Annotated in this window: 16 protein-coding genes and 1 riboswitch; of the genes, 8 read left to right on the top strand and 8 right to left on the bottom strand. The window is 68.0% G+C overall.

The features are described 5' to 3' along the window. Positions 1 to 44: 44 nt before the first annotated feature. Positions 45 to 1,619 carry a tetratricopeptide repeat-containing sulfotransferase family protein gene (locus tag GN331_RS00615; protein ID WP_197426946.1) on the top strand — a complete coding sequence of 525 codons (1,575 nt, stop codon included), beginning with the start codon at positions 45 to 47 and terminating at the stop codon, positions 1,617 to 1,619. Beyond that, a complete protein-coding gene (locus GN331_RS00610; RefSeq protein ID WP_156639468.1) occupies positions 1,616 to 3,181 on the top strand; it encodes a tetratricopeptide repeat-containing sulfotransferase family protein in 1,566 nt (521 codons plus the stop codon). Before GN331_RS00615 ends, GN331_RS00610 begins: the two co-directional genes overlap by 4 nt. 27 nt (positions 3,182 to 3,208) lie before the next feature. Here the strand turns inward: GN331_RS00610 and GN331_RS00605 are convergent, their stop codons facing one another. After that, positions 3,209 to 4,051: an XOO1806 family protein gene (locus GN331_RS00605; RefSeq protein ID WP_156639467.1), complete on the bottom strand. Its 843-nt coding sequence runs from the start codon at positions 4,049 to 4,051 to the stop codon at positions 3,209 to 3,211. A 129-nt stretch (positions 4,052 to 4,180) separates the two neighbouring features. Next, positions 4,181 to 5,134, bottom strand: coding sequence for an Hsp33 family molecular chaperone HslO (gene hslO / locus GN331_RS00600; protein WP_231734307.1), 954 nt, complete (start codon positions 5,132 to 5,134; stop codon positions 4,181 to 4,183). A 73-nt stretch (positions 5,135 to 5,207) separates the two neighbouring features. On the opposite strand from hslO, the gene mtgA reads away from it, so the two are divergent. From mtgA to GN331_RS00585, 3 genes are read left to right on the top strand one after another with little or no spacing between them, the layout of a single operon-like run. Beyond that, entirely contained in the window at positions 5,208 to 5,993 is a 786-nt protein-coding gene (gene mtgA, locus GN331_RS00595; RefSeq protein ID WP_331713311.1) for a monofunctional biosynthetic peptidoglycan transglycosylase, read from the top strand. 37 nt (positions 5,994 to 6,030) lie between these two features. Next, positions 6,031 to 7,089, top strand: coding sequence for a glycosyltransferase family 2 protein (locus GN331_RS00590; protein WP_156639466.1), 1,059 nt, complete (start codon positions 6,031 to 6,033; stop codon positions 7,087 to 7,089). Beyond that, complete coding sequence (locus tag GN331_RS00585) at positions 7,049 to 7,477, top strand: CBS domain-containing protein (RefSeq protein WP_156639465.1); 429 nt, start codon at positions 7,049 to 7,051, stop codon at positions 7,475 to 7,477. Before GN331_RS00590 ends, GN331_RS00585 begins: the two co-directional genes overlap by 41 nt. Before the next feature lie 22 nt (positions 7,478 to 7,499). On the opposite strand, the gene GN331_RS00580 is transcribed toward GN331_RS00585, so the two are convergent. The 5 genes from GN331_RS00580 to GN331_RS00560 all read right to left on the bottom strand — a co-directional run bounded on the left by GN331_RS00580 (position 7,500) and on the right by GN331_RS00560 (position 13,970). After that, complete coding sequence (locus tag GN331_RS00580; protein ID WP_156639464.1) at positions 7,500 to 9,470, bottom strand: AsmA family protein; 1,971 nt, start codon at positions 9,468 to 9,470, stop codon at positions 7,500 to 7,502. Positions 9,471 to 9,541: 71 nt separating this feature from the next. Beyond that, a complete protein-coding gene (gene trhA / locus GN331_RS00575; protein ID WP_156639463.1) occupies positions 9,542 to 10,177 on the bottom strand; it encodes a PAQR family membrane homeostasis protein TrhA in 636 nt (211 codons plus the stop codon). A gap of 90 nt (positions 10,178 to 10,267) precedes the next feature. Next, complete coding sequence (locus GN331_RS00570) at positions 10,268 to 11,872, bottom strand: peptide chain release factor 3 (protein ID WP_156639462.1); 1,605 nt, start codon at positions 11,870 to 11,872, stop codon at positions 10,268 to 10,270. 74 nt (positions 11,873 to 11,946) lie between these two features. After that, entirely contained in the window at positions 11,947 to 12,855 is a 909-nt protein-coding gene (locus GN331_RS00565) for a peptidoglycan DD-metalloendopeptidase family protein (protein WP_231734306.1), read from the bottom strand. A 2-nt stretch (positions 12,856 to 12,857) separates the two neighbouring features. Next, on the bottom strand, positions 12,858 to 13,970 hold the full coding sequence (locus tag GN331_RS00560; RefSeq protein WP_156639461.1) for an NHL repeat-containing protein: 1,113 nt from the start codon (positions 13,968 to 13,970) through the stop codon (positions 12,858 to 12,860). Between the two features lie 121 nt (positions 13,971 to 14,091). After that, a riboswitch (SAM riboswitch) is annotated at positions 14,092 to 14,211 on the top strand. A gap of 135 nt (positions 14,212 to 14,346) precedes the next feature. On the opposite strand from GN331_RS00560, the gene metX reads away from it, so the two are divergent. From metX to GN331_RS00545, 3 genes are read left to right on the top strand one after another with little or no spacing between them, the layout of a single operon-like run. Next, on the top strand, positions 14,347 to 15,315 hold the full coding sequence (metX, locus tag GN331_RS00555) for a homoserine O-succinyltransferase MetX (RefSeq protein ID WP_331713310.1): 969 nt from the start codon (positions 14,347 to 14,349) through the stop codon (positions 15,313 to 15,315). Next, positions 15,312 to 16,505: a cystathionine gamma-synthase gene (gene metB / locus GN331_RS00550; RefSeq protein ID WP_156639459.1), complete on the top strand. Its 1,194-nt coding sequence runs from the start codon at positions 15,312 to 15,314 to the stop codon at positions 16,503 to 16,505. The genes metX and metB overlap by 4 nt, the downstream gene beginning before the upstream one ends. Then, a complete protein-coding gene (locus tag GN331_RS00545; protein ID WP_331713309.1) occupies positions 16,502 to 17,500 on the top strand; it encodes a homoserine dehydrogenase family protein in 999 nt (332 codons plus the stop codon). Before metB ends, GN331_RS00545 begins: the two co-directional genes overlap by 4 nt. Here GN331_RS00545 and GN331_RS00540 read toward each other — a convergent pair. Further along, a complete protein-coding gene (locus tag GN331_RS00540; RefSeq protein ID WP_156639458.1) occupies positions 17,431 to 19,638 on the bottom strand; it encodes a putative bifunctional diguanylate cyclase/phosphodiesterase in 2,208 nt (735 codons plus the stop codon). The genes GN331_RS00545 and GN331_RS00540 overlap by 70 nt on opposite strands. Positions 19,639 to 19,698: the final 60 nt, after the last annotated feature.

Raw genomic sequence — 19,698 nt, 5'->3', positions numbered from 1 at the left:
CGCGGCCGTTATCCTGTCGGTCTTTTCCGCAGGTTTCCGCCCAAATGCAGCAGGAACTCGACCGCCTCTGGCGGCAGGCGCAAGCCTTCGAAGCCCAGGGCGACTTCGCCCAGGCGCGCACGCAGTACGAAGCGATCCTGGCCATCGCGCCGCGGCAGCCGGTCGTGCACCTGCGCCTGTCCGACATCGCGCAGCGCGAAGGCCGTTATCGCGACGCACGCAACGCCGCGCTCGCGGCCGCGGACATCGTGCGCGACATGCGCCGCTGGGAAGTGCTGCCCTTCGCGACGCTCCGCCTGCTCGCCTTCGACGAACGCGATCGCGTGCGCGAACTCATCCTCGGCGCCGACTGGTCGCAGCCGGCATTGCTGTCGCAGGCGGTCGTGCTGTCGCAGCACCTGTGGCTGATCGACGAACCCGAACATGCGCTGCGCTTGCTCGACACGGCGCAACAGCGTGCGCGTCCGCATCCGATGATCGAATACTCGCGCGCCAATGCGCTGCGCAATTCCGGGCGACTGAAAGAGGCGACCGACGCACTGGAGCGTGCGATCGCGCTCGCGCCGAACGACGCGCTCGCGCACTGGACGCTGGCCTACCACGAGAAGGCCGATCCGCCGGGTCGTCGCATTGCACGCGTGCGTGCCGCGCTGGACGCCAATGCGCACGAGCCGCTTGCGAAGGCGCACCTGCATTACGCGCTGTTCAAGGAACTGGAGGATGCGGGTGAAGATGCCGCGGCCTTCAGCGAACTGGAGGCCGGCGCGCGCCTGATGCGTGCGCAACTGCGTTACGACGCGCAGGCCGAAGCGGCCGGCATCGATGCATTGCGCGCGCTGCCGGCCGTCGCGCCGCCGCCGACCGGCGAAGCGTTCGCGGCGCACGTGCCGATCTTCGTCGTCGGCATGCCGCGCACGGGCACCACCGTGCTCGAACGCATCCTCGGCAATCATCCGCACGTCGCCAGCGCGGGCGAACTCAATGCGTTCGTGCATGCGTTGTCGGAGGCGGGCGATCTGTTCGTTTCGTCGCCGCCGACGGCCGACATGGTGGCGCGCCTGCGCGAGGTCGACATGACCGTCGTGGGGCGCGAATACCTCGCACGCACGCAGCGCCGTTACGGTGCGAAGACGCACCTGGTCGACAAGACGCCGCTCAACGTCTTCCATGCCGGTTGGATCGCGCGCGCGCTGCCGCAGGCGAAGATCCTGTGCATGGTGCGCGAGCCGGTCGATGCGTGCTTCTCGAACTTCAAGGAAATGTTCTCCGGCGACGCCTACGCCTACAGCTACGACCTGGCCGAACTCGCCGGACATGCGCTGCGCTTCGGCGATCTCGTCGCGCATTGGGAGCGCACGCTGCCCGGTCGCTTCATGACCGTGTCGTACGAGGCGATGGTGTCGGATCCGTCGTCGACGGCGAAGGCCGCGATGGAATTCTGCGGGCTCTCTTTCGAGGCGAGCGCGGTGGACATCACGCGCAACACCACGTCGTCGTCGACGGCGAGCAGCTCGCAGGTGCGTGAAGCGATCCATGCGCGCGGCATCGGTGCGTGGCGTCGCCACGCCGATGCGCTCGCCCCGTTGATCGACCGCCTCGAGCGCACGGATCGCGGATGAGCGCGCGCGCCGGCGACGTGCAGGGCGATCCGCTCTGGCAGCAGGCCGAATGGCATGCGAGCCGGAAGGAATGGCCGCAGGCGATCGCCAGTTTCCAGGCGCTGCACGCGCGGCGCCCGAACGATGCGCGCGTGTTGGTGCAACTCTCGTACGTCCATTCGCTCGCGGGCGACTATCGCGCCGCGCGCGACTTCGCCCTGCGCGCTGCAGCCTTGGCGCCGCGCGAACCCGCGGTGGTGGCCGAACTCGTCGCGCGCCTGCGCACGTTCAACGCCGCACCCGCATTGCATGCGCTGCTGAAGGCGCAGGGCCCGGTGGATCGCATTCCGATTCCGCTGCTGCTCGCGATCGCGGCGCAATACAGCTACCTCAACGAACAGGAACGCGCGCTCGCCTTGCTCGACGAAGCGCGTCGTGGCGATCCCGATTTCCCGCCGACGCTGCTCGCGCGCGCGCAGGTGCTGATGTACCTCGGCCGCTTCGATGAAGCGCAGGTCGACGCGCGCGCCGCGGTCAAGCGCGCGCCCGAAATCGCGCAGGGATGGTGGTTGCTCTCGCGCCTGCAGAAGCAGACGCCGCAGGCGAACGTCGTTACCGAAATCCGCACGCAGATGCAGCGCCCCGGGCGACGCCCGCTGGAGATCGCGCAACTGGCCGAAGGCCTGCACAAGGCGCTCGACGATCTGGGCGACACGGAGGGCGCGTGGTCGGCGCTGGACCTGATGTGCCGCGCCAAGCGCAGCACGCTGGACTATCGCGCCGAAGACACGCGCGCGCTGGTCGATGCGCTCATCGCGATGCCGGCCGGCCCCGTGGCGCCGGCGATCGACGGTGCGCGCACCCCGATCTTCATCGTCGGCATGCATCGCTCCGGCACGACGCTGCTGGAACAACTGCTCGACGGCCATCCCGACGTCCGCGGGGTGGGGGAGTTGTACGACTTCACCGGGCAGATGCGTTGGGCGACCAACCACCATTGCCGCGGCGTCATCGACGCGACGATCGTCGAACGTGCGCCGGGCGCGGATTTCGCCGCCATCGGTGCGGGCTATCTGCGCGACATGGAATGGCGCCTGGGCAAGGAGCGCTGGTTCACCGACAAGCTGCCGTCGAACTTCCTCAACCTCGGTTTCATCCTGCGCGCGCTGCCCAACGCGAAGGTCCTGCACATGGTGCGCGACCCGATGGAGACGTGCTTCTCCAACCTGCGTGAGCTGTTCTCCGACGCCAATCCCTATTCCTACGACCAGCACGAGCTGGCCGCGTTCTACCACGAGTACAAGCGCCTGATGGCGCACTGGCATGCGGCGTGGCCGGGCCGCATCCACGACGTCGATTACGCGACGCTGACGCGCGATCCGGAAACCGTCATGCGGGGTGTCGCGAACTTCTGCGAGCTCGGGTTCGATCCGGCGATGCTCGCGATGCAGGAGCGCAAGCGCGGCGTGGCGACGGCGAGCGCGGTGCAGGTGCGCGACAAGGTCATCGCACGCGACGTGCCGAAGTGGGTGCCTTATCAGGCCCACCTGCAAACGTTGATCGAAGGGTTGCGCGAGACCTGACGGCGACGCGGGTGCATCAACCGCGGATCAAAGATCCTGCTGGTATTGCACGTAGGGCACGGTGCCCTGGTCTTCGGTGTCCGCCGGAAGCGCGAAGGGATTCTTGCCGCGCGTCACCACGTTTTCCGCACCGACCGTGAGCTGGCCGCGCCACGGGGTGCGCCAGGTGATGCCGAGGCCGAAGCCCTGGAAGTTGTCCGGCTGGCCCGGCACGTCGATGACGCGACCGATGATGTTGCCGCTGAAATTGCCGTAGCCGCCGCCCACGCTGAAGCTGCGGGTGTTCCAGCGATCTGCGAGTTCCGGCACGTCGGACACCGACACCAGGCGGGCTTTCGCGATCGTGCCGCCGATGGTGATGAAACCTTCGCGGCCGATGTTCTTCTGGCCGAACACGGCGACGTCGTGTTGTTCGACGCGTGCGCGCGCATTCGGGCTGAGCCACGCCGGCAAGGTTTCCTGGCCGGTGCCGACGCTCAAACCCACGCGGCCGCCGGTGGTGCTGAAGGCGGTGGTCGCGTTGATGTGGCGGCTGTCCGTCGGCTCGTCGAGCGAGGCGAGCAGGCAGTGGTTGGCGAGGTTGGAAATCGCCGCGGCCACGCCGGTCTTGCGATCGCAGAGCAGGCCGAGCGAATCGCCGGCATCGAGGCCGAACGCGGTATCGAGCGCGCCTTCGCTGAATTGCTTGCGGATGCCGATGGAGTTCTGCGTCGGCTCGAGCAACAGCACCGCTTCGACCTTGCCCGTCGCCTGGTTCCAGACGGGCAATTCCACCGTGCCGTCCTTGCTGCGCGATTGCGCGTGCGCGCCCGCCGCCGCCACGAAGGCGATGAGGGCAATGCACAGGCGCTGGCGGAGCGAGCGTCGCATGGCGGCTTGTGACCCGGTGGGCCGGTCGAAGTTCCTGTAGCGGCGGTTGTCTGAATCCTAGTCCGTTTATGTTTATTTAACAATCATCCGGAGGCAAAAAAGTGCACCCGGAGCGGGATCGGCGTCCCGTTACTGCATTCGTTCGGGGGCGGGCATGGGCGCCGAGCCCAGGGCGAACAGCCCCGCGATCTCGGCCGCCGTGAAGGCGTAGCCTTGCCCACAAAACTCGCAACGCACCCGCGCGGTTCCGTCGGCCACGGACGCTTCCGCCTCCTCCTGGCCCAGGGACTGCAGCATCGCTTCCACCCGCTCCCGCGAGCAGGAGCAGCCGAAGCGCAGGGGCTTGTCGGCCAGCAGCTCCGGGGCCTCTTCGTGGAAGAGGCGGTGGAGCAGGGTGGTGCGGGGGAGCTCGAGCAGCTCCCTGGCCGTGAGGGTGTCGAACAGGGCGCAGGCCCGGGTCCACCCGTCGGCATCGCCCGAGTCGCCGGGGAGCTTCTGGAGCATCAGGCCGGCGGCGCTGGTGTCGTCGGCGGCGAGCAACAGCTTGGTGGGCAGCTGCTCGGACTGGAGGAAATAGTGCTCGAAGGCCGTCCGCATTGTGCCGCCTTCCAGCGGGACGAGGCCCTGGTAGCGCTGGGGGTCGCGGCCGTGCGGGGTCGGGTTTTCGATGGTGATGGCGAGGATCGGATCGGGCCCGAGGTCGCTCAACCCCTGCGGCGCGGGCTGCTCGTCGTCGAACTGCGCGATCCCGCGCAGCGTGCCCGCCGCCGTGCATTCGGCGAACAGCGTGCGCAGCGCGCCATTGCCGCGCAGTTGCACGGACAGGCGGCCATCGACCTTCGCGTGGCCGGTGAACAGCGCCGCCGCGGCCGTCGCCTCGCCGAGCAGGCGCGCGATGCTGGCCGGGTACGGGCCTTGTTCGGAGGTGGCCACGCGGTCGCGGATCTGGCGCCACGTGGCGTCGAGGTGCACGCGCACGCCGCGAACACCGGCTTCGGGGAGGAGGAAGCGCGTCAGGCGGTCGTCGTTGCCTGCGGCGTCGTGCGGGGCGGGGGCGTCGGGCATCTGGTCGGAAATTTTCATCGGCAATATGTCGCGCCGTCGTGAGGTGCGCGAGCGGCGATAATGCGCGCCGCGCGTACGACGGGGGAAGGACGTGGTTTCGGGAACAAGCACAGATGGGGCCGGCCCGCGCCGGACGCAAGCGCGTCCCCGCCGTCGATGGCTGAGGTGGCTGTTGCTCTCGCCGCTGGTGTTCGCGCTGCTGACCACCGCGCAGGTGCTCGTGCTGCGTTTCGTCGATCCGCCGCTGAGCGCGTTCATGATCGCGCGCCACTTCAAGGCCATCGGCGAAGGCGACTGGTCCTACCGCACGCGTTACGACTGGCGCGACCTGGATGCGATCGCGCCGGCGTTGCCGGTGTCGCTGGTCGCCGCCGAAGACCAGAACTTCGCGACGCACCACGGATTCGACCTCGACGCGATCGAGAAGGCGCGTGCGCACAACCAGCGCATGATCGAACGCGCGGAGAAACGGGGCACGCCGGTCAAGCGCCTGCGCGGTGCGAGCACGATCTCGCAGCAGACCGCCAAGAACTTGTTCCTGTGGAGCGGCCGCAGTTGGGTGCGCAAGGGATTGGAAGCCTGGTACACGGTGCTGATCGAAGCCTTGTGGCCCAAGCACCGCATCCTCGAGATGTACGCGAACATCGCCGAATTCGGCGACGGCACCTATGGCGCACAAGCCGCGTCGGTGCGCTTCTTCAATCGCGATGCGAGCCGGCTTACGGCCAACCAGGCCGCGCGCCTGGCGGCGGTGCTGCCCAATCCGCGTCGCTACGACGCCGGCAAGCCCGGGCCCTACGTGCTCAAGCGCAGCGCGGCGATCCAGCGCCAGGCCGGTCACCTGGGCGGCGCGGCCTGGCTGCGCACGCTCGATTGACCGCTTGCCCGCTCTGACCTTGGACTAACATCGCCGCATGGAAGCGCATCGCACCGACGAGTTCGCCCGCCGCACGCAGGCCCCCGGCCTGACCGTGCTCGTCGCGGCCTACAACGAGGCCGAAGCGCTTCCGCTGCTGCATCCGCGCCTGCAGGCCGTGCTCGACGGCCTGGCGCAGGACGGGCTTTCGGGCCGCGTGCTGTACGTCGACGACGGCAGCCGCGATGCGACGTGGACGGTGCTGCAATCGATCGCCGCCACGGATGCGCGCGTCGCGCTGCTGCGCCTGTCGCGCAACTTCGGCAAGGAAGCCGCGCTCACCGCGGGCCTGGACCATGTCGGCGACGACGCCGTGTTGATCCTCGACGCCGACGGACAGGATCCGCCGGAACTGATCCCGCAGTTCGTCGCGAAGTGGCGCGAAGGCTTCGACGACGTGCACGGCCAACGCCAGGCGCGCGAAGGCGAGACCTGGGCCAAGCGCGCGACGGCGCATGCGTTCTATCGCGTGATCGGCCGCCTCTCGCGCACGCCGGTGCCCGCCGACACCGGCGACTTCCGCCTGCTCTCGCCGCGCGCGGTCGCTGCACTGCGGCAACTGCGCGAACGCAATCGCTTCATGAAGGGCTTGTTCGGCTGGGTCGGCTTCCGGCAGGTCGCGATCCCGTACGTGCGCGCGGCGCGCAGCGCGGGCCAGACCAAGTTCAACTTCTGGCGGCTCTGGAATTTCGCGATCGAGGGCATCACCGGCTTCTCGACCGCGCCCCTGCGCGCGGCCACCTACATCGGCCTGCTCACCGCGCTGTTCGCCTTCCTCTACGCGGTCTGGGTCATCGTGAAGGCGCTGGCCTGGGGCGACCCCGTCGCCGGCTGGCCGACGATGATGGTCGTGATCCTGTTCCTCGGCGGCGTGCAGCTGATCGCGCTGGGGACGATCGGCGAATACCTCGGCCGTCTGTACGAGGAGGCCAAGCAGCGCCCCCTGTACCTCGTGGATGCCTGGCGGCCGGCGAGGGGAGTATCCTCGGGGCAGGTGCCAGCTCAGGGACACGACGATGCGCACGGTACGCCACCTGCTCGAATCGAAAGCGCCTGAGGTCTTCGCGATCGGGCCCGACCAGCCGGTCCTCGATGCGATCAAGCTGATGGCCGAAAAACGCATCGGCGCGCTGCTGGTGATCCAGGGCGGCCGCCTCGTCGGCATCGTTTCCGAACGCGATTACGCACGGAAGGTCGTCCTGCAGGGACGTTCGTCGGCGACCACGCCGGTGTCGGACATCATGACGCGCGAAGTGGTGCGCGTCGGCCTCTCCGACACCGCCGACCATTGCATGCAGATGGTGACCGACAAGCGCATCCGCCACTTGCCCGTCGTCGATGGCGAGTCGGTGCTCGGCGTGATTTCGATCGGCGACCTGGTGAAGGCCGTCATCGAAGACCAGCAAGTCGAGATCGATCAGTTGCAGCGGTACATCGCGAGCTGACGCGCCTTACTGCGCGCTGCCGTTACTGGGCATATTTCCCGCCGCATTGCGGCGCGTCCTTGCCGCCGCCGAGTTCGAGCGTCGCCAGCAACGCTGCCGGCGGTGCGACGCTGCCCAGCGTCAGCGCGATCGCCGCGCGCAAGCCCACGCGTTTCATGTCCGGCCGGAACGTCGGATCGCGGAACGTGCCATCGACCAGCAAAGGCGCGCGGAACGAGAACAGGCTGCGATCCTTCGGCCGCGGACGCAGGCGCAGATCGAAGGTCTCGTCCTTCATGCTGATCGAGCCATCGCCGACGATGATCGTATCCGTCGTGTCGAACGCCAGGCTTCGCGTCTGCATGACGCCATCCTTGACGGTGAAGTCGCCGAACGCGCAACGGATCGGGATCTTCTTGTCGCCTTCGACCAGGAATTTCAGCGCCTCGGCGATGTCGATGCCGGCGAACTCCATCAGCAGGTTGCTGATCTGCCCCTTGCCCATGCCCAGTTGCGCTTCGCCGTTCGAAGTGCCGAGCATGCGCGCGATCGAATTGCCCGTGCCGGTGATGTGGATGTCGCCGCCAATGCGGCCGACCGCATCCTTCGTCAATTCCACCGTCGGCAACAGTTCGGCGAGGTGCAGGTTGCGCACCTGCATGTCGGCGCGCGTGCGGATCGGTGATTCGCGCGCATCCATGCGGATGGTCGAACGAATGTCGCCGCCGGCGACGCCGAAGTTCAACGGGTCCAGTCGCAACAGGCCGGCATCGAGGAACAGGTGCGCGTCCATGTCGTCGATCGGCAACTTCGGTGCATTGATGCGTTGCGCTTTCCAACGCACGTCGGCATCCATCGCGCGCAGCTTGTCGAGTTCGTACGGATGATCGGGCAACACGCGGGCCTTCGATGCTTCGGCGGCGGCTAGCTTGCGTTGTTCCGGCGTCGCCGTTTCGCCGTTGCCGGCCGCGGGCGGCTTGCCGATGAAACCGGCGAGGTCGTCGAAGTCCAGGCGCTTGGACACGAGATTCGCCTTGAGGATCGGGCGCGTGCGACCCGTTTCGAAACTCGCGTCGCCGCCCAGGTCGCTGTCGCCGAGACGTCCGGTGAAATCGTCGTAGTGCCAGATGTTGCCGGTGTCGCGGGTCTTCGTGCGGCTGGTCGGCGTGACTTCGCGCGTGAGCCGGCCGTCGAAGGAATACGGCGGGGAATCCGGAATTGCGAGGCCGACCAGGGGATAGAGCTCGGCAAGGTTCGGGCCCGACAGCGCGAACTTCAGGTCGAAGCCACGCAAGCGAATCGGATCGAGCAGCGTGCCGCGCGCGTGCGCCTTCGTGTTGCCCGCGGTGGCATGCACATCGATGCGATAAGGACGCATGGTGTCGCGCAGTGCGAGCGGTGCATCCGCGCGTCCGTGCATGCGGAACTTGCGCGCCTGCCATTGTCCGCCACCTTCGGCGATCACGGGCGGGGCTTTCGAATTCGGATCGCGCAGGTCGCTCTTGAGCGCGATGGCGATGTCGGTCTTGTTCGGCGCATCGATGAAACGCACGCGGCCGTCGTCGATCCACAGCGCGCCGTAATGCGTCGTGCCGGTCGAAGGCTCGCCGAAGGCCCAGTTGCCGACGTGGTTCGGGCCGTATTCCAGGCGCAGTTGCGGTTTACGCAGGCGGATCTCGGGAATGCGCACTTCGCGATGGAAGAGCAGCGGCTTGAGTTCGATCGCCAGCTGCAGGCACTCGGCTTCCGCCATCGTCGGTTCTTTCGACCACGCGGCGTTGCCGAAGCGGAACCCGCCGATCTGCACGAGCGGCGTCCAGCCGAAACGATCGACATCGAGGTTGCCGGTGATTTCGAACTTGCGCCCCGTGCGCGCTTCGACCTGGCGCTCGACGAGCGGCTTGAACCAGTTCCAGTCCCAGAAGATCAGCAGCAACACGATCGCCAGTGCGAACACGCCCAGCGCGGTCCACCACGGGTGTCGCTTGATCGTGCGCAGATCTGGCGGTTGCATCGCACCACCATCCCGGCGCACCCGTGGAATAGCGGTGAACGTGTTGCGCGCGATTCAGTGAAGGCGCGTCGTCACGCCGAGACGTGCACCTGCGCCAGCACCGCGATGTAGTGGCACACGCTGCCCGCGACGACGAACAGGTGCCACACCGCGTGCGAATACCGCATCGAGGGCCGGTGGTAGAACACGGTGCCCAGCGTGTACGCAATGCCGCCGGCGAGCAGCCAGCCGAAGGTCCACGCATCCAGCGCCTGCCACACGGGCTTGATCGCGAGCAGCACGAGCCAGCCCATCGCGACGTAGATCGCGGTCGACAGCAGTTTGAAGCGACCGGTAAAGAAGAGCTTGAACGCGATGCCCGCGGCGGCCAGCGACCAGATGGCGATGAAGAGGGTGCGGCCGAGGTCGCCGCGCAGGCCGACGAGCGTGAAGGGCGTGTAGGTGCCGGCGATCAGCAGGTAGATCGCGCAGTGGTCGAACACCTTGAGCGCGGACTTGGCGCGCGGCTGCTGGATCGCGTGGTACAGCGTGGAGGCGATGTAGAGCAGCAGCAGGCTGATCGAGAAGACGATCGCGGCGGCGAGTTGCCAGCCGTCGCCATGCAGCGCGGCGAGCGCGACCATGATCGCGCCGCCGGCCAGGGCCAGGAGCGCACCCACGCCGTGGGTGAGTGCGCTGACTTGTTCTTCGCGGAGGGCGGCGTCCATCGCTGGAGAATGTAACCGGACGCGTGGAGTTTTTGCTCTCGCGCCGAAAGCAACCCCTCCCCAGCCCTCCCCTGCAAGCAGGGGAGGGGGTTACTCGACCGCGATCGCGTGCGCGTGCTCGCGGGTCGCCATGAACGTCACGGCGGGCGCGCGTTCCTGCGCCAGCTGCAAGTTCACGCGCGTGGGGGCGAGGTAGACCAGTTGCCCGGCGGCGTCGAGCGAAAGGTGCATCGCGTTCTTCTCGCGGAACTCTTCGAGCTTCTTCGCATCGTCGCAGCGGATCCAGCGTGCGGTCGCGACCTGCACCTGTTCGAACGTGGCGTCCACGCCGTATTCGTCCTTCAGGCGATAGGCCACCACGTCGAACTGCAGCGTGCCCACCGCGCCGAGGATCAGATCATTCGACATCAACGGGCGGAAGAACTGCGTCGCGCCTTCTTCCGACAACTGCGCCAGGCCCTTCTGCAATTGCTTGAGTTTGAGCGGATCGCGCAGCCGCGCGCGGCGGAACAACTCCGGCGCGAAGTTCGGAATGCCCGTGAACGACAGCATTTCGCCTTCGCTGAAGCTGTCGCCGATCGAAATCGTGCCGTGGTTGTGGATGCCGATGACGTCCCCGGGATAGGCGGTCTCGACGATCTCGCGGTCGCTCGCCATGAAGGTGAGCGCGTTTGCGAGCTTCACTTCCTTGCCGGTGCGGCCCTGCATCGCCTTCATGCCCGCGGTGAACTTGCCCGAGCAGATCCGCATGAACGCCACGCGATCGCGATGCTGCGGGTCCATGTTCGCCTGGATCTTGAACACGAAGCCCGACAGGTGCGGCTCGTACGGGCCGACTTCGCGCGTCGTCGTCGCGCGCGGCTTCGGCGGCGGTGCGTGTTCGACGAAGAAGTCGAGCAGCAGTTGCACGCCGAAGTTGTTGACGGCCGAACCGAAGAACACCGGCGTCTGCTTGCCGGCCAGGTACGCAGCCGGGTCGAAGGGATGCGAGGCGCCCTGCACGAGTTCGAGTTCGTCGCGCAGTTCGGCCAGCATCGGCGCACCGATGCGCGCTTCCAGGCCCGGATCGTCGAGCGAGGGGAAGATCGTCGAATCCTGGCGCGTGAAGTTGCGGCCCTGTTCGTACAGATGCACTTCGCCCGTCACCAGGTGCACGACGCCCTTCAGGCGCTGGCCCATGCCGATCGGCCAGGTCACCGGTGCGCACTGGATGCCGAGCACGGATTCGACTTCGTCGAGCAGGTCGATCGGCGGCTTGCCTTCGCGATCGAGCTTGTTGATGAAGGTCATGATCGGCGTGTCGCGCAGGCGGCACACCTCCATCAGCTTGATCGTGCGTTCCTCGACGCCCTTGGCGACGTCGATGACCATCAGCGCGGAGTCCACCGCGGTGAGCACGCGATAGGTGTCCTCGCCGAAGTCGGCGTGGCCGGGCGTGTCGAGCAGGTTGACGATGCGGCCTTCATACGGGAACTGCATCACCGACGAGGTCACCGAGATGCCGCGCTCCTTTTCCAGCGCCATCCAGTCGGACGTCGCGTGGCGCGCGGCCTTGCGGCCCTTGACCGAGCCGGCCATCTGGATCGCGCCGCCGAACAGCAGCAGCTTTTCGGTCAGCGTGGTCTTGCCGGCGTCGGGGTGCGAGACGATCGCAAAGGTTCGCCGGCGCGCGGCTTCGAGGGAGACATCGGACATGGCGACGGTGCGCGTGGGCGCACGGGGGGCGAAGAGAGCCCGCGATTCTACCAGCGCGCACTACCAGCGGCCGGTCAGGGCCGGTCGGTCACGCCCGTCATGCGGAAGGGGATCGACTCCAGCCGCATCCCGCGGTTCACCTGCACCGCGAAGTGCAGGTGCGGCCCGCTGGTGAAGCCCGTGTTGCCCGACAGGCCGATCCGCTGGCCGGCGCGCACGCGTTGCCCGGCGCGCACGAGCACGCCCTCGGTGCGCAGGTGCGCGTACAGGGCCATCGTGCCGTCGTCATGGAGGATGCGGACGTAGTTCGCGCGGCCGCCGTATTTCTCCAGGTCCAGGCCGGCCTTGTCGAAATCCGATTCGACCTGCATCACCGTGCCGCCGCGCGCGGCGTACACCGGCGTGCCCTGGGGCGCGCGGAAGTCGATCGCGAACCGGTTCTGGACGTCTTCATGGCTGAAGCGCCCGTTGAAGCCCTGTTCGATGCGCAGGTGTTCCTTCGGGATCGGCAGCAGGTAGTCGACATCCTGCGGCCTGGCGCGCGGATCGCCCGGCACCACGTCCATGCTCAGGCCGAACTCCGCGGTGCCTGCCTGCGCGGGCATCAGCCGCGACAAGAGCACCGTGGCATTGGCCGGCACGGTGGCGCGCGCGGGGAGTTCGGGTTCGCCGCGCGTGTTCACCGCGCGCGTGAATTTCAGCAGCACTTCCACCGGCCCGGCGATCGCGTTGTCGGCGAAGGCGAGCGATGCGCCTTCTTCGCGTTCCAGGCGCAGGCGCGCCATCGCGCCGGGTTCGGCGCGCACGGGGATGACCTTCACCTGTGCGCCGTTCTTCGCCGCCTCGACGGGCGGGTGATCGCCGTAATGGACGATGCCGTTCTTGTCGACCCAGCGATACACCTTGCCCGCCTGCGCGGACAGCGCGACGCACGCGAGCATCGCGCACGCCACCACCACCGGCCAGCGCAGTCCGGCGCCCATCGTCAGTCGACGCAATCCTGCGACAGGTGCAGTTCGCGCGCGACATCGCGCAGGTCGAACGCCGTCACCGCCTTGTCGTCTTGCACGGCGAACAACGCGCCGCCCGGGAATTCCGGCATCGCCGCGGCATGCAGCGTCACGCCGTCGGTGTGCGCGGTGACATCGCCGCGGAAGGTGCCGCGCGGTTCGAGCGTCACGCGATCGAACAGATGAAACAGCGTCAACGGCGCGAGCTGGTCGACCGCGATCCAGTAACCGCCGCCGCCCGTGCACGTCCACAACACCACGCCTTCGGCCTCGGCGGCGAAGCTGTCCTGCGGAAGGCTGCGACCGGTGTACTGGCCGGAGAAGCTGTATTCGCGCAGCGTGGATTCGTGGCGGCGATCTTCGTCCGCGACGAGCAGGCGGTCGTTCGCGCGATCGCCGGCGATCGATTCGACCATGCGCAGGGCGCTGGCTTCCTTCGTGTCGCCGAACGCACCGCCGTAGGTGGCGCGCAGGCGGCCATCCTGGTCGAACTGCACGCGATAGCGGCGCACGCGCTGGTCGAGTTCCTTCAGCGGCGGCACTTCGTCGAAATTCTTGCCGTACATGAAACTGTCGGTGACGTAGACCTCGAGTTCGCCCGGTTCGGTCTCGTTGACCCACAGGCCGTAGGGGCTGCGCAATTCGTTCTCGCCGAAGAAACCGACGAACGTGAAGTCGGGGAGCTTCAACACCTGCACGCGGTGATTGTCGCGCTCGACGACGAAGACGTAATCGCCATACACGGCGATGCCGTTCGGGCGGTCGAACTGGCCTTCGCCCTTGCCTTCGCTCCCGAAGGTGCGCAGCAGCGTGCCGTCGCCGGCGTCGTACACCGACAGGCGATGCGACGACTTGCCGGTCGCGATCAGCCAGGTCAGGCCGTCCTCGGATTGCCAGGTGGCGAGGGAATCGAGTTCCTCGGCCGGCGTTTCCTGCGAGACGAACCGTTCGCGGATTTCCATGGGCGCAGGCGCGCCGGCGCTGGCCGCATCGGCGGGAACGGTGGCTTTCGGGGCCGGGGCGGAGCCGCAAGCGGCGATGAGAAGGGTGCCCAGGACGACGGGCAGGCATCGGATGGGGGAAGGCATGGTGCGAAGTATGGCTGAGCGTGAATGGGTGTTGGCAACACGGCCATCACGTTTATTTGGAGGCATCGCTTCATCGGCATGAAGCGATTGACAATCGCGAAATGGCCGTGCATCCTGCGGCCATCCATCGAGACCGGCTGAGGGACAGGCCCGCAGACGCCGGGGCAACCGCGACATCGCGCAAGCGATGGCGTTGGTGCCAAATCCTGCGGGGGCCTTTGCGCCCACCGGCAGATGGATCGACGCCCGCGCCACGTGCGCGGTCTTCGATTCGCATCGCCACCCCCGCAACGCTCGATGGCCTCCCACCGCCAGGAGCGTTGCAATGCCCGCCGCCGCGATTCGAATCCGCCAAACCCCGCCTGTCCTTCGCGTCGTGTCCGAACGCGCCCCCGATGCGCAGCGCGGCGAAACCACGCTGATCCTCTCCCTCAAGCACGGCGGCACGCACGAGGTGCGCCTGCGCTGGGAAACGCGTGGCGCCGCGCACCTGCCGGTCGTCGCGGTACTCGGTGGCATCTCCGCCAATCGCCACGTCGCCGCTTCGCACGCGTATCCCGAGCGCGGTTGGTTCGAAGCGCAGGCCGATGCGCGTTGGCTCGCGGCGCATCGCGTGGTGTCCTTCGACTGGGTCGGCAGCGACGGCGCGCTCGACGCACCGATCGACACGGTGGATCAAGCCGCCGCGCTCGCCGCGGTGCTCGACGTGCTCGGCATCGACACGCTCGATGCGATCATCGGCTGCTCCTACGGCGCGATGGTGGGCTTGGCGTTCGCCACCGCGCATCCGGCGCGCGTGCAGCACCTGATCGCCATCGCCGGCGCGCATCGCCCGCATCCCTTCGCCAGTGCGTGGCGCGCGCTGCAGCGCAATGTCGTCGCGCTCGGGCAACTGCAGTGCGACGAAGCGCAGGGCCTCTCGCTCGCACGCCAGCTTGCGCTGTTGAGCTATCGCACGCCGGAGGAATTCGGCGTGCGCTTCGATGCGACCCCCATCCTGGAGAGCGGCAGCGCGCGCTGCGCCTCCGAAGCCTGGCTCGCCGAACGCGGCGCGGCCTGGGCGCAGAAAACCTCGGCGACGGCGTTCGTGCGCCTGTCGGAATCCATCGACCTGCACGACCTCCTCCCCTCCCACGTGCGGGTTCCGACGACGCTCGTCGCCTTCGCCGAGGACCGACTCGTTCCACCCGACGACATCCGCGCGCTCGCCGCCGGCATCGCCGCGCCGGTGCGCCTGCAAGTGCTGCATTCGCCGTACGGGCACGATGGATTCCTCAAGGAACCCGAAGCGATCGCGCAGGTGCTTGCGCGTGCGCTCGACTGTTGCGAGGAGGCGTGCGCATGAGCGTCGTGCATCCCTGTACCGTCGCGGTGCGTGCGGGCATCGATCGCGACGAGGCCTACGGCGCCGTCGTGCCGCCGCTGGTGCTCTCGTCGAACTTCAGCTTCGCCGGCTTCGACGACAAGCGTCGCTACGACTACACGCGCAGCGGCAATCCCACGCGCGACCTGCTGGCCGATGCGCTCGCCGAACTCGAAGGCGGCGCCGGCGCGGTCGTGACGGCCACGGGCATGGCGGCGATCACGCTCGTGCTCAACGCGTACCTGAAGCCGGGCGACGTGTTGGTCGCGACGCACGATGCGTACGGTGGGAGCTGGCGCCTGTTCGATGCGCTCGCGCGCAAGGGACACTTCGAACTCGTGCTCGCCGACCTCGCGGATCCGCGCGCATTGACCGCGGCGCTGGATCGCAAGCCGGCGCTCGTGTGGATCGAGACGCCCAGCAATCCGCTGCTGCGCATCACCGACCTGCGCTTCACCATCGAAGCCGCGCATGCGGCCGGTGCGCGCACCGTCGTCGACAACACCTTCCTGTCGCCCGCATTGCAGCAGCCGATCGCGTTCGGCGCGGATCTCGTCGTGCATTCGACGACGAAGTACATCAACGGGCACAGCGACGTCGTCGGCGGCGCGGTCATCGCACGCAACGCGGAAGATCATCAACTGTTGACCTGGTGGGCGAACGCACTCGGCGTCACCGGCGCGCCGTTCGACAGCTTCCTCACGCTGCGCGGCTTGCGCACGCTCGGTGCGCGCATCCGTGTGCACCAGGAAAACGCGCACGCGATCGCGGCGTTGCTCGACGATCATCCGGTCGTGCGTGCGGTCCACTATCCGGGCCTGTCGCGCCATCCGGGACATGCGCTGGCCAAACGCCAGCAATCGGGGTTCGGTGCGATGTTGTCGCTGGAACTCGAGGGCGGCGTCGACGCCGTGCGCGCGTTCCTCGACGGCCTGCGTTGCTTCACGCTCGCCGAATCGCTCGGTGGCGTGGAGAGCCTGGTCGCGCATCCGGCGACGATGACGCACGCGGCGATGTCGGCCGAAGCGCGCGCCGCGGCCGGTATCGGCGAAGGCTTGCTGCGCCTGTCGGTCGGCATCGAACACGCGGACGACCTGCTCGCGGACATCGCCGATGCGCTCGAACGCGCGCATGCGGTCGTGCGTGAACAGCGCCGCGAGGTCGCGACGTGATCCGACTGGCGCTCCTCGGCACGGGCAATGTCGGGCAAGCGGTGATCGCACGACTCGAAGCGCTCGACGACCCGGGCCTGTGTTTGGTCCACATCTCGAACACGCGCGTGACCGTCGGTCCGTCGCTGCGCGAATCCGCCCCGCACGTCGTGCTCGACGCCACCGCCAGCGACGCCGTCGCCGCGCGCCATGCCGATTGGCTCGCGCGCGGGTGGCATGTGGTCACGGCGAACAAGCTAGGGCGCGGCGCTTCACTCGCACGCGCGGAAGCGATCGAAAACGCCTGTCACGCGAGCGGTGCGCGCTATGGCGATGCCGCGACCGTCGGCGCGGGTCTGCCGCTTCTGCGCAGCCTGCGGGCGCTGCAGGTCGGCGGCGATGCGATCCATGGCGTCGCAGGTGTGTTGTCGGGGTCACTCGCCTGGTTGCTCGCGCGTTTCGACGGCAGCGTGCCGTTCTCGACGCTCGTGCGCGAAGCGCGCGCGGCCGGTTACACCGAACCCGATCCGCGCATCGATCTGTCCGGCGAAGACGTACGCCGCAAGTTGCTGATCCTCGCGCGCGCGGCCGGCGTGCCGCTCGAAGCCGACGCGGTGCAAGTGGAATCGCTCGTCCCGCAAGCGCTTGCGCAGGCCGACGACATCGACGCCGCACTCGACGCCCTCGACGCCCCGATGCATGCACGCCTGGACGCCGTGCGCGAAGGCCGCCTGCATTTCGTCGCGCGCTGGCGCGACGGCATCGCACGCGTGGGACTAGAGACCTTGGCGCCCAACGATCCGCTGGCAGCAGGCAGCGGCACGGACAATCGCGTCGCCATCCATTCGGCGCGCTACGCGCATCAACCGCTCGTCATCCAGGGCCCGGGTGCGGGCGCCGAAGTCACGGCGGCCGCGATGCTCGACGATGTGTTCGCGCTGCGCGATCAACCGACTTTCGCGGGCACCAGGTCTTCGAAGAACGTCGCGATCGGCATCGGCCGCGCGATCGCGTAACCCTGCGCGAAATCCACGCCCATCGCGCGCAGGCTGTCGAGCTGCGCGATGGTTTCGGCCTGCTCGGCGACCGTGCGCTTGTCGAGCACGTGCGCGATTTCGGTGATCGAACGCACCACCGCATCGGCGAGTTCCGACTTGCCGAGGTCGCGCACGAAGCTGCCGTCGATCTTCAGGTAATCGACGTCCAGGTGCTGCAGGTAACCGAACGAGCAGAAGCCCGTGCCGAAGTCGTCGAGCGCGAGACGGCAGCCGAGATCGCGCATGCGCTGGATGAAGCGCTGCGCGCGCGTGCGGTCGCGCACGACGCTGGTTTCGGTGATTTCCAGGCACAGGCGTTCGGGCGGCACGCTGCTGTGGCGCAGGCGCGCGGCGAAGTAATCGTGGAATTCCTCGTCGACGAGCGTGCCGCCGCCGAGGTTGATGCCGCAATGGTGGATGCTCGATGCGTGCTCGGGATGCGTTTCCAGCCACTGCAGCACCGCTTCGACCACGTAGCGATCCAGGCGCGGCCCGAGGCGATAACGCTCGGCGGCGGCGATGAGTTCCGCCGGCGCGCGCACCTGGCCCTGCGCATCGGTCCAGCGCAGCAGGATCTCGATGCTGCGCTTGGTGGACGACGCCGGATCCAGCGGGATGATCGGTTGGCAGAACAGGCTGAAGCGGCGCTGGTCGAGCGCTTCACGCACCTGCAGCGCCGAGCGCATCGATGCGGTGCGTAGCTTCAGTTCATCGCCTTCGCGCGAGGCGGCGACCAGGCGATTGCCGCCGTATTCCTTCGCCGCGAAACACGCTGCATCCGCGTGCGACAGCAGGCTGTCGAAATCGCCGTGCGGTGCGTGGCTGTGCGCGATGCCGATGCTCGCCGCGGCGGTGAGCATCTGGTCGCCCCAGCTGATGCGCAGCCCGTCGATCGATGCCAGCAGGCGCCGGCCGCAGGTGATCGCCTGCGATTCGCTCACCGGCACGAGCACGGCGAATTCGTCGCCGCCCGTGCGCGCGACGAGCGCTTCCTCGCCGAACTCCGCGCCGACCATGCGGCCGACCGTGCGGATCATGTCGTCGCCCGCGACGTGGCTCGCCGAATCGTTGACGAGCTTGAAGTGGTCGAGGTCCAGGTACAGCAGGCTCAGGTCGGGGTCGGGCGTCTCGCCCGTGAGTCGCTCGCGCGCACGTTCTTCGAAGGTGCTGCGATTGAGCAGGCCGGTGAGCGGGTCGCGCGTGGCGCGCAGATAGAGCGCGGTCGCGGTGTGGCGTTGCTCGTAGGTCGCGACCGCGAGCATCACCGGGATCACCGAGATCAGCACGAGCAACAACATCAGTACCGAGGCATCGAGCAGCGTGAGCGGACGCGTGAAGCCGCCCAGGCCGAGCCCCGTGAGCAGGCTGATGAAGGTGACGACCAAGATCGTGCCGACCATCGTGGTCATCGGCGAGAAACGCACCGCGGCCCACAACAGCAGCGCGAGCGGCATGCTCACCAGGCCGAGCGCGTAGAGATTCCCGCTGCGTCCCGCGGTGACGATGCCCGCGAGCGAAAGCAGCAGGGCGATCGCCCAGACCACCTGTTCGCGGCGGCCGACGCGATCGCGCCACAGCCCTTCGCGCAATCCGCCCGGCCCGAGCAGCAGCGCGAACGCCGGCGCGAACGTGGTGATGCCGAGGATGTCGCCGAGCGCCCACAGCAACCAGACGCGCCCGGCATCGACGGGCGTCGTCATGCCCGCATGCAACAGGCCCGCGGTGCCGATGGTCGCGCTGGTCGCCGCGAGGATCAGGCCGCTGCGCAACAGCATCAGGCCGTCGGCGGTGCGCAGGTGCAGGCCGTCGGCGCGCTTGGCGCGTTCGCAATACCAACCCGCGGCCACGGCCGCGAGCGTGTTGCTCAGGATCGAATAGGGAACGAAGGCGAGGGGAACGGGCAGCACCGTCAGGTGCAATGCGATCACAGCGAAGGGCACGACCACCGCCCAGCGCTTGCCCCAACTGACGACCACGGCGAGCGCGATGCCCGAGCTCGGCCAGAACAGCGTGATGTCGTCGGGGGTGCGCAGGTACAACGACGCGAGTACCGCCCCGGCGTAATAAAGCCCGGTCAGCAGCAGGAAGCGGCGCAGCGTCCCCTTGGCGTCGGCCATGGGGCGAGTGTAGGGGGAAAAGCAGGGAACCGGGGAACCGGGAGCCGGGAACCGAACGCA

Source organism: Noviluteimonas gilva (genome assembly GCF_009740395.1).
Classification (GTDB): Bacteria; Pseudomonadota; Gammaproteobacteria; order Xanthomonadales; family Xanthomonadaceae; genus Noviluteimonas; species Noviluteimonas gilva.
The sequence above is the reverse complement of the archived record's forward strand: the minus strand, read 5'-3'. Positions and strand labels throughout refer to the sequence as shown.

Bases quoted from the DNA above. Each gene is read 5' to 3' on its own strand.
- GN331_RS00560 (WP_156639461.1), bottom strand. From the start codon at position 13,970: ATGCCTTCCCCCATCCGATGCCTGCCCGTCGTCCTGGGCACCCTTCTC.
- GN331_RS00570 (WP_156639462.1), bottom strand. From the start codon at position 11,872: ATGTCCGATGTCTCCCTCGAAGCCGCGCGCCGGCGAACCTTTGCGATC.
- GN331_RS00565 (WP_231734306.1), bottom strand. From the start codon at position 12,855: ATGGGCGCCGGACTGCGCTGGCCGGTGGTGGTGGCGTGCGCGATGCTC.
- GN331_RS00540 (WP_156639458.1), bottom strand. From the start codon at position 19,638: ATGGCCGACGCCAAGGGGACGCTGCGCCGCTTCCTGCTGCTGACCGGG.
- GN331_RS00590 (WP_156639466.1), top strand. From the start codon at position 6,031: ATGGAAGCGCATCGCACCGACGAGTTCGCCCGCCGCACGCAGGCCCCC.
- GN331_RS00585 (WP_156639465.1), top strand. From the start codon at position 7,049: ATGCGCACGGTACGCCACCTGCTCGAATCGAAAGCGCCTGAGGTCTTC.
- hslO (WP_231734307.1), bottom strand. From the start codon at position 5,134: ATGAAAATTTCCGACCAGATGCCCGACGCCCCCGCCCCGCACGACGCC.
- GN331_RS00605 (WP_156639467.1), bottom strand. From the start codon at position 4,051: ATGCGACGCTCGCTCCGCCAGCGCCTGTGCATTGCCCTCATCGCCTTC.
- trhA (WP_156639463.1), bottom strand. From the start codon at position 10,177: ATGGACGCCGCCCTCCGCGAAGAACAAGTCAGCGCACTCACCCACGGC.
- metB (WP_156639459.1), top strand. From the start codon at position 15,312: ATGAGCGTCGTGCATCCCTGTACCGTCGCGGTGCGTGCGGGCATCGAT.
- GN331_RS00615 (WP_197426946.1), top strand. From the start codon at position 45: ATGCAGCAGGAACTCGACCGCCTCTGGCGGCAGGCGCAAGCCTTCGAA.
- GN331_RS00610 (WP_156639468.1), top strand. From the start codon at position 1,616: ATGAGCGCGCGCGCCGGCGACGTGCAGGGCGATCCGCTCTGGCAGCAG.
- GN331_RS00580 (WP_156639464.1), bottom strand. From the start codon at position 9,470: ATGCAACCGCCAGATCTGCGCACGATCAAGCGACACCCGTGGTGGACC.